Source organism: Okeanomitos corallinicola TIOX110, from assembly GCF_038050375.1.
GTDB classification, from domain to species: domain Bacteria; phylum Cyanobacteriota; class Cyanobacteriia; order Cyanobacteriales; family Nostocaceae; genus Okeanomitos; species Okeanomitos corallinicola.
The window spans coordinates 3,391,093-3,404,163 of sequence record NZ_CP150886.1 but is presented as its reverse complement, the minus strand read 5'-3'; the positions used below and the strand labels follow the sequence as shown (position 1 = coordinate 3,404,163).

Here is a 13,071-nt window from a genome sequence, read left to right as displayed (position 1 = left end):
TGTTAGTATATTTATTGTAAACTAAATTCAAAAATAAGTAAATAAATCTATTCCCTCACCCACTCCCACCATGAAAACCATATTTCACCTCGCCTTCCCCGTCACCAACATCCCCCAAACTAAAGCCTTTTACGTTGATGGTTTAGGCTGCATCCCCGGAAGAGAAAACCCCCACGCCTTAATTCTCAACCTTTATGGACATCAATTAGTTGCCCACATCACCAAAGAACCTTTAACACCTCAAAAAACTATTTATCCCCGACATTTCGGTTTAATTTTCACTCAAGAAACAGACTGGAAAGAATTACTAGAAACCGCAAAAACCAAACAATTAAATTTTAGAGAAGAACCTAAAAGCCGTTTCTTAGATTCTCCTCTAGAACATCACACATTTTTTCTAGAAGATCCTTTTTACAACTTAATGGAATTCAAATATTATCGTTATTCAGAATCAATTTTTGGCAGTTATGAACATACAGAAATTGGGGATATATAAATAACAAGTATCGAAAGAATGATTTTTATTAATCTAAAAATAGATATCTTAATTTTAATCAGTGTAATTAGAATTAAATGTCTTTAGCATAAGGATTGTAATTTGTGAATAAAATTTTGTTAAAGATTCGGAAAAGAATTTTAAGAGCAATTGATAAACACCAGTTAACAAAATATCAAGCTAATTATTTTTATCAGAAATCCCTTAAAAAACATCTTTTAAGTCTTCCCACTCTTCCACCATATCACTCTAATTTACTCAGAATAATTAACAAAGAAGGAGTTGCAATTACTACATTAGACAAATTGGGAATTACATCTAGTTCAGATATTTTTACATCAGCCCAAAGCTTAATGTTTAAAATTTCACAAAATACTTCCTATGACCCAAATCAATTTGTTATTCATGCTACTCCCCAACAAATAATAGAGTATCAAGAAATTTTTTTATGGGGGCTTGACCAAGATTTACTAAATTTAATTGAAAATTTTCTTGGTTTACCAGTAGCTTATCAAGGTATATATTTTCGCCGCGATATTGCTAATCAATTAGAAATAGGTTCAAGGTTATGGCATATAGATCAAGAAGACCGAAAAGTTCTTAAGATTATCATTTATTTAAATGATGTTAACGAAGATAACGGACCTTTTCAATATATCCCTAAATATTTAACATCAGAAATAGAGCAGTCTTTACAATACAGAACTGGCTATGTTCGAGATAATGTCATGCAAGGTGTTACATCTTCAGAAGTTTATAAATCATGTACAGGAATTGCCAAAACTGTTATTATTGCTGATACTTCCAGTATTTTTCATAGAGGTAAACCACCTATAAATACGGACAGATTTACAATATTTTATGATTACACTTCTCGGCGACATAAACAAGCTTTTCATGGTACATCTATTTTGGCATACAGTGATTTACATATACTGAGTAAAAATCTTTCAGAAAAACAAAAAAGGTGTATTTTTTGGTAAATTGAAATTTCTCAACTAATTGGTTCATCTAATGCTGCTGCTACTGCTTCAAAAGTTCTCTTATCTGTTAACATCCAGGGATGAAGTGCAAGGGGTAAAATAACTTCCTTACCAAAAGGTAATTGTGAACTTTTTGCAGGGACAATCATCAAATCATAGGGTGTCCAAATAGATGTAAAATTCAACTTTTTCAACATCTCAATATCAGAATTTAAGTCATTTAAAAAATCACTATTAGGTTGCATTTGTATAGCACCCTTTAACCAAGTTAAATATGCAATGTTTGTTCCAAAATGTGGTGAAGAAATAGTAATAAACCGCTTTACCCTCTCTATTCCTTCCAACCTTTGAATATAATAACGGCTAACAATTCCACCCATACTAAAACCTACTATATCTAATGGTTGTTCTGGTGCAAAGGTAGCGGAAATATAATTTGATACTTGCTTTGCTAATTTATCTAAAACCTCAGAACCGTTATTAGGAATTAAATCAAGTGCAGAAACTATCCTACCCTGCTTTCTCAGGTAACGCGCCATTTTGTTAAAGACTGCCCCAGTATCGTTAATTCCGTGTACTAATAAAACAGGATTACGCTTTTTTGTTGTGTTATCCATAGTAATACTTTTGAAATAAATCTGTGGAAATTTGTCAGTATTCATAAGAACCGATTTTAGGGGATTCTGTAGAAAATATAACCCAGTACCCAAGCTATCGGCATCAAGGCTATGACAGTTTTGACAGTCACTTAGTTATTATTAATTTTTGTGAAGAAAAGTCTCATAATCTTGCTTATAGATACGGTAAGATTTGATAATGATTTCGCGGTTTATATAGGTTGTTAATGCTTGTAATGAAGCCATAACAATTGACCTATAGAATGACTACAAGGTGATTAAGTAAAAATCCCTAAAATTATTACCGTCAGCAATTATAGCGACAAAATGTAAAATTATGTTGAAATAATTAACAATTACGGTGATATTACCAACAAAAAAATATTAACAACAGGAGAAATTGTCATGTTTGGATTTATCAAAAAGTTAATCAGTGGTATTTTCGGTTTCCTTAGTGGTTTATTTGGTCAGAAAGACGCTTACTACTTAGAACTAAAAGAAGAAGGTGGAGAAACCACACCAGTAGCTGCACCAACCCCCAAAGCAGAACCTGTGAAAGCAGAGAAAGCAGAACCCGCTAAAGCAGAGAAAGCTAAACCCGCTAAAGCAGAGAAAGCTAAACCTGCTAAAGCAGAGAAAGCTAAACCCGCCAAAGCAGAGAAAGCTAAACCCGCAGAACCAGCAGCGGAAACTACCTTTGCACCCAAATATTTAATGCCTTCAGCTTCCAATAGTCGTCGTCGTCCTGGTGCGAATATGAACAATTTTCTAGATATGGCGCGTCAAGTAAAAGTGCCTGGATAAATCTTGTATTTGCTTAATATTTACATTATTGGTCAATCAGTTCTGAACTTTTAATTAATTAGATTAATTAGAGGATGTTTTAATTGATTGACCATTTACCATTATTTTGATTTGGCATTTTTCACAAAAATGATTCCACTATACAGATGAAAAGCTGAATCCCAATTACTATTTTCTCTCCTGTAAAGTTGAATATTGGCAGGAATTTGATTAAGGGTTTCTGTTTGATCTAAAACTGTTTCTCCAAAGGGCTGAAATTCTGACCAAACTTGAGAATGAGGTGTATTTTGATTAATCCAGCCGATTAAATTATTCCAATTAATTCTGATAGTGTTTTGTGTAGCATTGGGTGAGATTTCTAAACCTTGCTGAAATTCGTAACCACTATCATAAATTCTTAAAATGCTGTTTCTTTCAGGTAAGTGTAAATCGCAAAAGTGGGCATAATCTTGAGTTTGGGTTTTTCGTTCCAACTTACCACGGACATTTATATCTACAACCTCTTCAAAAATAGGTAATAGTCCCATAACTCTTGCTGTCACTTCTGACCATGAAAAACACAAAGAACCCAGTTGATGATCTGCACTCATACAGACAGCATTGGGATTTTTTGAAGATTGGGAAAAATATTTAACTTGATATACTTTAATATTTTGAATGTGGGGTATTTTCAACCAGAAACAAGGGATATCAGCTTGTTGTAATTGTTGTCCATAAAACTGCATTTCCCCAATTTTACCAATGCGGTAAACTCGCCAACACCGACTAGGTAAAATTAACCTAGCAGAGTATGGATCAATTTGCATAATTTTGGCAAATTCTTTTGCTGCTGAGGTTCTTTGTTCATTATTTATTGGTTCTAAAACTAAAATTCCCTGTTCGGCGTTAGTTGGTTCTGCTGTTGCTTCTGCAATAGCTTTTTTTCTTTCTGCTTGTTCAGCATCTTCTAGACGTTGTAAACCTTGTCGTGCTTGGGACAAAATTTTATTATTAATTGTTGCTTTTAACAGTTGACGATAGATTTTTTCTGCTTCCTGACGCTTTCCTGAGACTTCGTGTAACCGCGCTACGTAAAAATGTACCCAAGGATCGTTGGGTGATTCTGTGATTAATGGTTTAAGTAATTTAGCTGCGGTTTGGTAGTCTTGATGTTCAAAGGCTGCGATAACTTCTTCCAACATAACTTTTATAATCCTGAATATGTTTCTTGCACGCAGATTGCAACAGAGTTTGATCTTGGAGCGCGAAATATAGTATATATCCTATTTATACTTCACAAATAGCGGCAATTAAGGATAATGCAACCACTGGTGCGGTGACAGCGCGGAGAATACGACGACCCAGGGAAACAGGCTGAAATTCTGATTTTATGGCTATTTCTAATTCTGAATCTGACCATCCTCCTTCGGGCCCAATGGCAATAATTATTTCGCTGGAGGAATGATTAATTACTTTAGTTAAATGAGGATATTCACCACGGGCTTCACAAATGTAGCGGTGATTTATTTGACATTCATTTATTGCAGTTTTAAAAGTTACAGGTTCTAGGATAGTGGGGACAAAAGCCCGTTCGGACTGTTCAGCAGCTTCTGTAGCTATCCGTTGCCAGCGTTCTAGTTTTTGGGGACTGGGTTTTAAGAGGGTGCGATCGCTGATAACTGGAGCAATACAAGTTACACCCAACTCAGTACAATAACGTACTATATCATCAAACCCATTTCCTTTAGGTAAAGCCATCATTAAAGTAATAGATATGGGTAATTCTGTTTTTACCTCTAGTAGTTCTAAAACCTGTGCTATTTCTGCCGTTAACTGTGCTAACCACCATTTACCCATACCATCCATAGCAATAAATTTATCCCCATCTCCTAACCGCAAAACTCGCAGTAAATAATGTTTTTGCTTTGGAGTTAAGATAATAAAAGTTTCTTGCAGTTGCGAAGGATGAATTGTGATCCGTTGAAGTTGGGACATAATTTAGTTATATGTTTGATAATCATCAATAAAAAATAAAATTAAAATATTTATCAAAATCATGAAATTAAACTTAATAATCAAAAAGACTTCTTATCTTAATCTGCTTGTAATCGTAGCATTATTCACAATTCCAATAACTGTATTTCCTACTCAAGCTTTAGCTCAAATAAATATACCAAATTGGAGCTATAGCGGTGATACAAATCCCAACCAATGGGGAAAAATAAGTTCTGAATTTTCTTTGTGTGAAGTTGGTAAAAATCAATCTCCTATTAATATTGAAAATGTGCAAGAAAGAAAGTCTATTGATTTAGATTTCAATTATCGGCCAACACCTTTATCAATTACTGATACTGGTTACAATGTCCAAGTAAATTATCAACCAGGGAACAAAATTAAAATTAATAATCATGAATATGAATTGCTACAATTTCATTTTCACACACCCAGTGAACATACTATTAATAGTCAACCATCTGTAATGGAAATACACTTGTTACATCGTAACAGTCAGGGAGAATTAGCAGTGCTAGGAGTGATGATAGAACCAGGTAAATCTAATTCCTTAATTGATGATATTATACTATATCAAGTAGGTAAAAATGAATATGCAACTATTAACGCTGCTGATTTATTACCTAATAATAAAAACTACTTTAGTTATAATGGTTCATTAACTACACCTCCATGTAGTGAAAATGTCAAATGGATTATATTTGTAGAACCAATTCAAGCATCAAAAAATCAGATTCTTGCAGTCCAAGCTTTATATGAAACAAATGCTCGACCAGTACAACCTAGAAATGATAGAATAATCCAGTTACACAGGTAATAGAGTAGATTTTTCACATAAATTAAGTAGTCGGTTGTTAAAAATCATCTCAAGGTAAACGGTTTTAAGTTGTAGATAATTTATATTTATTTAGGAATTAATTGCAAGGTTAACTGAAAATGCCAAAATGGAAATTATCCACGGAATTTACCTTTGATAGCGCCCACTTTATCAAAGACTACAAAGGGCCTTGTGGGAGAATGCACGGTCACACTTATAAGGTAAAAATAGAGGCAAAATCATCACAGTTACATTCCTCCGAATATTGCCCTCATCCTGTGATGGTAGCTGATTTTAGAAGTTTACGCTGGGCTAAAAAAGATGTTACTAAAGGAGGGTTAGATCACTGTGTTCTCAATGAGGTTTTACCACCAGAATATGAAACCACTGCGGAGATGATCGCTAAGTATATCTATGATGAAACTAAAAAGCGATTACCCGCAGAGGTCAAACTCAAGGTAGCAGTGTCAGAAACACCTAATTCTTGGGCTGAATATGAGGATGATTAACAAAAATAAACATTTTCTTTGGAAGAATTAAAAGGAAGTCTGGAGTCCAATGGTTAATAACCAATCACTTTCTAGTTGAGGTCCATTCAAAGAACGATATAAAGGTAGTTCAAACTCCAAAGCTAATCTACTACCTTTTAGATCACCTTCAGGAACATATAAATTGAGACCAATTCCTAAATCTAACTGTGTACCTCCCCTGAGATTGGGATCAGCTGTAGGAATCATAGCTGGGTTCAAACGCGAATCAGCACCATTAATATTTCCCCAAGTACGTCCTTTTAATCTAATGGAATTAGCTAACCAATTATTCCAATTTCTTGCTACCCAAGCACTCAGTTGTAATTGATCTCCTAATTTATAACTATTATCATTTTCTCCTAATCGTACTGTTGCTAGTAGTTGTGAACCCCAAGAATTTTCTCCAGATTGTCCCAGGTAAGTAATTCCCGGTAGTAAATCAAAAGTTCCAGAACCAATTTGCATAGGGTAAGGCAAAATCTGGTTTGCACCTGCGGGGGTATTATCTCTTTCGTTAATTGAACCTATGGGAAAACTGACTCCTAAATTTAGATGTATACTTTGTTGATTTTGGTCTAAAATTTTGTACAATGCAGTCGTACTTATGTCTCCAAAACCTTCTGATGTAGTGGTAAAACTCGCTCCCGAACGGGTAATATGATCCATTTCCTTAACTACATAGGGAACCATGGCCATGAGTGTCAGATTATCATCCACGGCATACATACCTCCAAACATATGCATTTGCATAGTCATTTTGGCAGGTGTCACCATAAAATCCTGTAAAACTTCAGCATCACTAATACTATTTGTACCGCTACGATTGCCGTTCATTTCCATTAACATATAGCGATAGGAAAACATGAATTCCCCTTTTTTGTGGCTATGATCTCCCATTACTCCAATAGGTGCGTGGCCATCTGGACGGCCTGCTGACCATTTGCCAGGGATATTTTGATGATCTCCATCAGCAATAATCAAATTAGTTGTGTTAGAGCTAATATCATTGTCTGATAAACTAGGGAAAGTAGCGATAAATTTCTGATCTTCAAAGTCTGGGAATTGAGTAATATATTCGGTGGGAATATTATTATTGATGGGTTGTAAATGCTTGCTAGAATAACTATTAACTATTAATCTATTAGCACTTATTGAATGAGATGGTTGTATTTGTTGATTACTTAAATTACTTAATTTAGATTTAAGTTGATGCTGGTTCTGATTATTCCTCTTTTGTTGCTGAACTGTGGACATTGTTTGATGTTCATTTGCAGAGTTAGTTTCTGCATAAACAACATCAGATAAATTGAAAATAAAAACTGTAATTCCCCCGAACAATAAACTGTAATAATTGTTCATTATTAACCTCCATAATTTATACCCAGGAGAATTTATAATATTTAGTAAATTTTTGTCAAAAGACAGGTTGTCATATCATATCTGTTGAGGTTGGTAATCAATGTAAGTAATTAGTCATTGGGAAAAGGTAATTATTAACTAACAATTTATATCGTAAGTGATTACCTGGACTTGATATCATCGGTTATTTGTTAGGTGGACATTTAATCTATGTAGGACTTACGCAAGAAGTCTATCAAATTCCTATTCCTTCCTCTGTGTTCTCTGCGTCCTCTGCGGTTTGATATTCCGTAACTCGTGCGTAAGTCCTACTATGGTTGAGAAGCACTAAGAGAATTTGAATCGGGTTGAAGCGATTCTTCTGATGTCTTAGGTGTATTGATTTCCTCGGCAGCAGCATCTTCTGGATGATTACGGATAATTGGCGGACGGATGGCAATAATTACTGTTTTAATTACCACTGCACAGGGAACGGCAACTATTACTCCCAAAAGTCCCGCTACTCGCGCCCCAGTTAACACAGAAATTAAAATCCATACAGGATTTAAGCCTGTAAAACTACCTAAAATTCGAGGGGCAATGATGTTTTCGAGAATTTGTTGCACAATCACCGCTGCGGCTAAAACTCTCGCCCCCATCCACACATCTTGTAAGGAAACTAATAAAGTTGTGGCGGCAATACCCACAGAACCGCCAAAGGGAATCAGTGCCATAATGCCGATAGTTAAGCCAAATAATAGTCCATAAGGTACTTTTAACCACAAAAATGCCGGAATTAACGCCGATGCCATGCAGGTAGATAAAATTAGCTGCGTGATAAAAAAGTTTTGAAAACTCAAGCGTACTGTTCTAGAAAAAGGCTCTCGAAATCTTGTAGGAAGCCATTCTACTAAGCTTTCCCACAGTTCTCCACCATGCTGTAACAAGTAGAAAGTTAACACCATTGTCAGGAGGAAATCGAGAATGCTAGTAAATGTAACTACGGCTAAGTTTAAAACTTGACCAGCGATCGCTTGAAGTTGCCCCTTGACGCGATCGTTAATTTGCACCACAATAGCATCGAGATTGATGGGTAAACCGATATTTTCGGCTTTCTCATTTAACATCATTAACTGCGATCGCCCTGAGTCTATTAACTCCGGTAAACGGTTTACCAGCTGTTGAGCTTGGGTCAGTGCCAAGGGAAACAGGGTGACACCCAATGCCAGTAAAATCGCCAAAGCGATTAAAAATACTAAAATAGCCACTTGCTCTCTTTTAGCACCGTGCTTTTCCATCCAACTGACTGGGTAGTTAAGCAGAAAGGCTAAAACCGAAGCACCGACTAAAATTACGATCAAAGAGTGGAAATAATTGAAAATTGCCGATATAGCCCAACCATTGAGAACTAATAGAGGAGCTAGTAACGCGATCGCAGCGATCCGCGCTACTGGTGTAAATTGTTGCCACCAGTCGAGTAGCTTTCGTGTCTGCATTTTCCGCTGATTGGAGGTAGAACTAAATAGAACTTGATTAAAATTAAATTCTTGTTTACAGACTATTATCTCTAATTTATGATTAGGCCAACCAAAATGCAAAACATCCCACCCATGCAAGATTCCCCAGATCCTGACGATTCCACGAATTCCAGAAGATTACTACTTTTTTACCTAATTCCTGTAATTGGTTTTTTCCCTTCTCTTTGGACTCTCTATCGTCATCAAGGTAGCCGGGAACAATTGGCTGTGAGTCGTCTGTCCATTACCTTGGTCTTGACTTGGTTGTTAGGATACTTGTTATTAGCTTCTGGTTCAACTACTTCAGATTTTTTAACCCTACGTTTATTAATTCTTAATAGTTTCTTTACCTCTGGTTATTTTTTAGTAAGTGTATGGTTAATATTCCGGATTATTCAAGGTAAATCCCATCGGTTGCCAGGATTCAGCAATCTTGCAGAGAGAATTTTAGGCAAATACTAGATTTACATAGTTTTCACATTATAAATGTTGAGGATAAGTAGGTAAGTAAGACAAATTATCATCTATCATCAATAGCAAAGCAGAAGGAATAATATAAGGGAGTTTGAGTAATTTAACTTTGATTGACACACTTTATTCTGGTTTCGTCTTTCCACATATACCTAAGTTTGGCAGTTACCTAAACATAGTTTAGAATCAGCACCTACAATAAATTTGAGAAAATAGCTATTTAGGTGATAACTTAAAGCAAGTAATTGAAGAAATTAAAAATGGTTAATATTATCACTAAAAATACTCTGCCCTTAGCTCTCAAATGTGAAATTATTAGGTAACATTTGGCAAGATAGGGATTTATAGACAGTCTACCCAAAAATATAGTTAAATCTGGTTTACTATCGCCATAGGTCAATCAACCTCTCCGGATGATCAAAAAAATCAGAGAAATCCAGGTAAAGGTCTTGTAGTATCAACAGTAGGAAAGAGTCAGCACTATTAATTCTGATTTATCTAGATCATATTATTCAGGCAACCAATTAACAGTATTTTATCAGTCAGTGTGAGGAAATCTGTGACTAGTCAAAGAACATCAGCAGAAAATAATAAATCGGCGAAAGCCAAAACTACAGGAAAAGCCAAAGCCAACCGGAAATCTAAATCGGGACGTTGGCTATGGTTTGCGCTAGGTATGGGTGGAATTGCCATGGTTTCAGGTATGGCTGGGGCATTGTTGGCAGTTTCTTGGGATAGTACACCATTGCAACAAGCGGCTCTAAGTGCTAAAGAAGCGGCTGTTTTTGATGGCGATCGCATTTCTGGGAATGGTTTCAAGTTTTCCCAGTTAACCCGTCCTGTGAATATTTTGGTCATGGGGATGAGTGTACTACCCCCCGATGTCCAAAACCCACCGAGTGAAACAAATGAACTTGGTTATCTCCCCCAAATCAATTCCTTTGGTGGTCTTGCTGATGTGATGCTCTTGATCAAATTTGATCCAGAGAGTAAAAAAATCGTCATGCTTTCTATCCCTAGAGACACTCGCACAGAAGTAGAAGGGTTTGGAGTCAAAAAAATCAATGCTGCTAACGTTGATGGTGGCCCTGCTTTAACTGCCCAAACTGTTAGTAATCTTTTGGATGGTGTGGGTATTGATCGTTATGTGCGTATCAATGTTTTAGGGGTTAGCAAACTAATTGATGCTTTGGGCGGAGTCACAGTCTATGTACCCAAGGACATGAAGTACATAGATGAATCTCAACACTTGTATATTAATTTAAAAGCTGGCAAGCAACATCTAGAAGGAGATCAAGCACTGCAACTACTACGCTTTCGCCATGATGAACTAGGAGATATTGGCCGCATTCAACGTCAGCAGATGGTAATACGTGCTTTAATTGAACAAACACTAAATCCATCTACATTAACACGATTACCTGATATTCTCAATACAGTTAAAGATAATATTGATACAAACTTAACAGTTGAAGAACTTGTTGCCTTGGTTGGTTTTGGGGCGAGAACTAATCGCTCTAATATGCAAATGTTAATGTTACCTGGGCGTTTCAGCGAAAAAAATGAATATGAATATAGTTACTGGATACCATTCAAACGAGAGATTAAGAAATTGATGGTGCAAAACTTTGGCTTAGAATCAGAATCATTTGACTCAGAAATCATTGATCCTGCCAGAATACGTGTAGCAATTCAGGATAGCACAGGAGGCGATCGCTCACAAATTCGTCCCCTAGTAACAGCCTTAGAAAAAGCCGGATATAGTAACATCTTCATCTCTAAACCTTGGAGCGAACCTTTAGAAGTTACTAATATTGTTGCTCAAAAAGGTGATAGCACGAGTGCTGAGTCTATTCGGAATACCTTAGGTTTTGGAGAAGTCAAAGTAGAAAGCACAGGTAATATCGGTTCTGATATTAGTATTCAGGTAGGTAAAGATTGGTTGCAAAACAAAACATTTTTTGAAACCGAATCTAGATAGGAGACAGGAAGCAGGAGGCAGGAGATAAAACGTAAATATTAAAATATTACTCCGCACTCTGCACCCCTGATCACAAACCCATCACCTGACGATAATGAGGCTCAATTTGTCCTAAACCCGGTGATTTTTCCCTGGTTTCCCACTGACTACGGTTAAATAATTCTGTTCTTAATTCATCAATATTAACAGTGGTAAACTGACCATTAGCAATAATTTGTTTACCATTTATCCAAGCATAATCAACAACATTAACTGGACGACCTAAAACTAATAAACCAATCGGATCTGTACGTGGCAGCAAAGATAAATTAGTTAAATCATATAAAACTAAATCTGCTTTTTTACCGACAGTTAAAGAACCCAATTGATCATCTAAACCTAAACCCTTAGCACCACCCAAGGCAGCCATTTCCACTGCTTGACGAGTTGTAATCCAGTGTTGATAATCAATATCAGTCACATTATGTAAAATTGAACCAATTTTAATAGCTTCTAACAAATCCTGAGAATCATTACTAGAAGCACCATCACAACCAAAAGTGACATTTACCCCGGCTTGAATATATTTTAAAATCGGAGCAATACCACTTCCTAACCGCAGATTACTCAATGGATTATGAACAACTGTAGATTGAGTTTCTGCTAAAATTTTAGTATCAGTATCAGTCAACCAAACACAATGGGCTAAACTGGTTTTATTATTTAAAAAACCGATTTTATTTAAGTGTTCAACCGCAGTACAACCATATTTTTCTGCTGCTAATTTTTCTTGAGCCTTAGTTTCTAATAAATGGGTATGACGACAAAGATTATAACGATCACTTAACTCAATACAACCAGTAAATAAAGCATCAGTACACAATTGAGTTCCTGTCGGTGCAACTAAAATATTTATTCCTGACTCTGGATGATGAAACTTAATTACAGCTTCCTCGATAATTGCTAAAGTTTCCGCAGTCGGACGAAAATAAGATTCATGTTCTGGTAATGATTTTCCTCCAGGCATTCCAGCAGTTAAAGACTCATCTTGAATTAAAGGAGCAATAAAAGCCCTAATTCCTACTTCTTGATAAGCGCGAACGGCGGTAGTAATAGTTTCTAACTCTTTTCCAGGAATTAACACCAAATGATCTACAACACTTGTTCCCCCAGAAAGTAACGTTTCTACAGCAGTTCCCAAAGCACTGAGATAAACTTGTTCAGTATCCAGAGGAGCAAAATCATACAAATGAGCTAACCACAATTCTAAAGGTAAAGGTGGAATAATTCCCCGTTGCCACTTTTCAGAAGAATGAGTGTGTGCATTAAAAAAACCAGGTAGCAACAGTTTATTGTTACCGTTAATTTCTGTACCGATGACAGCTAAATTTTCGCCAATAGCAGTAATAATGCCATTAGTCACTTGTACATCTAAACTTGTATAACCATTTGTAACGGCAATTAAAGCTTTCTTGATCGTAAAGTTCATGATTTTTACCTTTAACCTTAATTAAGTAATTGAACAATTGAGATAATTTCAAGCTAC

The 13,071-nt window shown here is 35.9% G+C and carries 13 protein-coding genes; 7 read left to right on the top strand and 6 right to left on the bottom strand.

What is annotated here, in order from left to right; all coding sequences use genetic code 11:
• The first annotated feature begins 70 nt into the window (after window positions 1–70).
• Window positions 71–496 (top strand): VOC family protein, encoded by a 426-nt coding sequence (locus WJM97_RS14780; RefSeq protein WP_353929558.1) that lies wholly within the window; start codon window positions 71–73, stop codon window positions 494–496.
• Window positions 497–600: 104 nt separating this feature from the next.
• Window positions 601–1,479 (top strand): 2OG-Fe(II) oxygenase, encoded by an 879-nt coding sequence (locus WJM97_RS14775; protein ID WP_353929557.1) that lies wholly within the window; start codon window positions 601–603, stop codon window positions 1,477–1,479.
• An 11-nt stretch (window positions 1,480–1,490) separates the two neighbouring features.
• On the opposite strand, the gene WJM97_RS14770 is transcribed toward WJM97_RS14775, so the two are convergent.
• The gene (locus tag WJM97_RS14770) at window positions 1,491–2,096 is read right to left on the bottom strand and encodes an alpha/beta fold hydrolase (RefSeq protein WP_353929556.1); all 606 of its coding nucleotides are present in this window, start codon (window positions 2,094–2,096) and stop codon (window positions 1,491–1,493) included.
• Between the two features lie 405 nt (window positions 2,097–2,501).
• On the opposite strand from WJM97_RS14770, the gene WJM97_RS14765 reads away from it, so the two are divergent.
• On the top strand, window positions 2,502–2,900 hold the full coding sequence (locus WJM97_RS14765) for a hypothetical protein (protein ID WP_353929555.1): 399 nt from the start codon (window positions 2,502–2,504) through the stop codon (window positions 2,898–2,900).
• A gap of 101 nt (window positions 2,901–3,001) precedes the next feature.
• Here the strand turns inward: WJM97_RS14765 and WJM97_RS14760 are convergent, their stop codons facing one another.
• Both WJM97_RS14760 and WJM97_RS14755 read right to left on the bottom strand, forming a co-directional pair.
• The gene (locus tag WJM97_RS14760) at window positions 3,002–4,081 is read right to left on the bottom strand and encodes a tetratricopeptide repeat protein (RefSeq protein ID WP_353929554.1); all 1,080 of its coding nucleotides are present in this window, start codon (window positions 4,079–4,081) and stop codon (window positions 3,002–3,004) included.
• 85 nt (window positions 4,082–4,166) lie between these two features.
• Window positions 4,167–4,874 carry a 16S rRNA (uracil(1498)-N(3))-methyltransferase gene (locus WJM97_RS14755; protein WP_353929553.1) on the bottom strand — a complete coding sequence of 236 codons (708 nt, stop codon included), beginning with the start codon at window positions 4,872–4,874 and terminating at the stop codon, window positions 4,167–4,169.
• Between the two features lie 61 nt (window positions 4,875–4,935).
• On the opposite strand from WJM97_RS14755, the gene WJM97_RS14750 reads away from it, so the two are divergent.
• Window positions 4,936–5,709 carry a carbonic anhydrase family protein gene (locus WJM97_RS14750; RefSeq protein ID WP_353929552.1) on the top strand — a complete coding sequence of 258 codons (774 nt, stop codon included), beginning with the start codon at window positions 4,936–4,938 and terminating at the stop codon, window positions 5,707–5,709.
• Between the two features lie 119 nt (window positions 5,710–5,828).
• On the top strand, window positions 5,829–6,218 hold the full coding sequence (locus WJM97_RS14745) for a 6-carboxytetrahydropterin synthase (RefSeq protein ID WP_353929551.1): 390 nt from the start codon (window positions 5,829–5,831) through the stop codon (window positions 6,216–6,218).
• A gap of 27 nt (window positions 6,219–6,245) precedes the next feature.
• On the opposite strand, the gene WJM97_RS14740 is transcribed toward WJM97_RS14745, so the two are convergent.
• Window positions 6,246–7,598, bottom strand: a complete 1,353-nt coding sequence (locus WJM97_RS14740; RefSeq protein WP_353929550.1) for a transporter — start codon at window positions 7,596–7,598, stop codon at window positions 6,246–6,248.
• Window positions 7,599–7,909: 311 nt separating this feature from the next.
• On the bottom strand, window positions 7,910–9,073 hold the full coding sequence (locus WJM97_RS14735) for an AI-2E family transporter (RefSeq protein WP_353929549.1): 1,164 nt from the start codon (window positions 9,071–9,073) through the stop codon (window positions 7,910–7,912).
• Between the two features lie 96 nt (window positions 9,074–9,169).
• On the opposite strand from WJM97_RS14735, the gene WJM97_RS14730 reads away from it, so the two are divergent.
• Entirely contained in the window at window positions 9,170–9,556 is a 387-nt protein-coding gene (locus WJM97_RS14730; RefSeq protein ID WP_353929548.1) for a hypothetical protein, read from the top strand.
• 568 nt (window positions 9,557–10,124) lie between these two features.
• The gene (locus WJM97_RS14725) at window positions 10,125–11,546 is read left to right on the top strand and encodes an LCP family protein (RefSeq protein ID WP_353929547.1); all 1,422 of its coding nucleotides are present in this window, start codon (window positions 10,125–10,127) and stop codon (window positions 11,544–11,546) included.
• 70 nt (window positions 11,547–11,616) lie between these two features.
• Here WJM97_RS14725 and WJM97_RS14720 read toward each other — a convergent pair whose 3' ends face one another.
• On the bottom strand, window positions 11,617–13,014 hold the full coding sequence (locus tag WJM97_RS14720) for an amidohydrolase (protein ID WP_353929546.1): 1,398 nt from the start codon (window positions 13,012–13,014) through the stop codon (window positions 11,617–11,619).
• Between the last annotated feature and the right edge of the window lie 57 nt (window positions 13,015–13,071).

Bases quoted from the DNA above. Each gene is read 5' to 3' on its own strand.
- WJM97_RS14780 (WP_353929558.1), top strand. From the start codon at position 71: ATGAAAACCATATTTCACCTCGCCTTCCCCGTCACCAACATCCCCCAA.
- WJM97_RS14770 (WP_353929556.1), bottom strand. From the start codon at position 2,096: ATGGATAACACAACAAAAAAGCGTAATCCTGTTTTATTAGTACACGGA.
- WJM97_RS14765 (WP_353929555.1), top strand. From the start codon at position 2,502: ATGTTTGGATTTATCAAAAAGTTAATCAGTGGTATTTTCGGTTTCCTT.
- WJM97_RS14760 (WP_353929554.1), bottom strand. From the start codon at position 4,081: ATGTTGGAAGAAGTTATCGCAGCCTTTGAACATCAAGACTACCAAACC.
- WJM97_RS14755 (WP_353929553.1), bottom strand. From the start codon at position 4,874: ATGTCCCAACTTCAACGGATCACAATTCATCCTTCGCAACTGCAAGAA.
- WJM97_RS14750 (WP_353929552.1), top strand. From the start codon at position 4,936: ATGAAATTAAACTTAATAATCAAAAAGACTTCTTATCTTAATCTGCTT.
- WJM97_RS14745 (WP_353929551.1), top strand. From the start codon at position 5,829: ATGCCAAAATGGAAATTATCCACGGAATTTACCTTTGATAGCGCCCAC.
- WJM97_RS14740 (WP_353929550.1), bottom strand. From the start codon at position 7,598: ATGAACAATTATTACAGTTTATTGTTCGGGGGAATTACAGTTTTTATT.
- WJM97_RS14735 (WP_353929549.1), bottom strand. From the start codon at position 9,073: ATGCAGACACGAAAGCTACTCGACTGGTGGCAACAATTTACACCAGTA.
- WJM97_RS14730 (WP_353929548.1), top strand. From the start codon at position 9,170: ATGCAAAACATCCCACCCATGCAAGATTCCCCAGATCCTGACGATTCC.
- WJM97_RS14720 (WP_353929546.1), bottom strand. From the start codon at position 13,014: ATGAACTTTACGATCAAGAAAGCTTTAATTGCCGTTACAAATGGTTAT.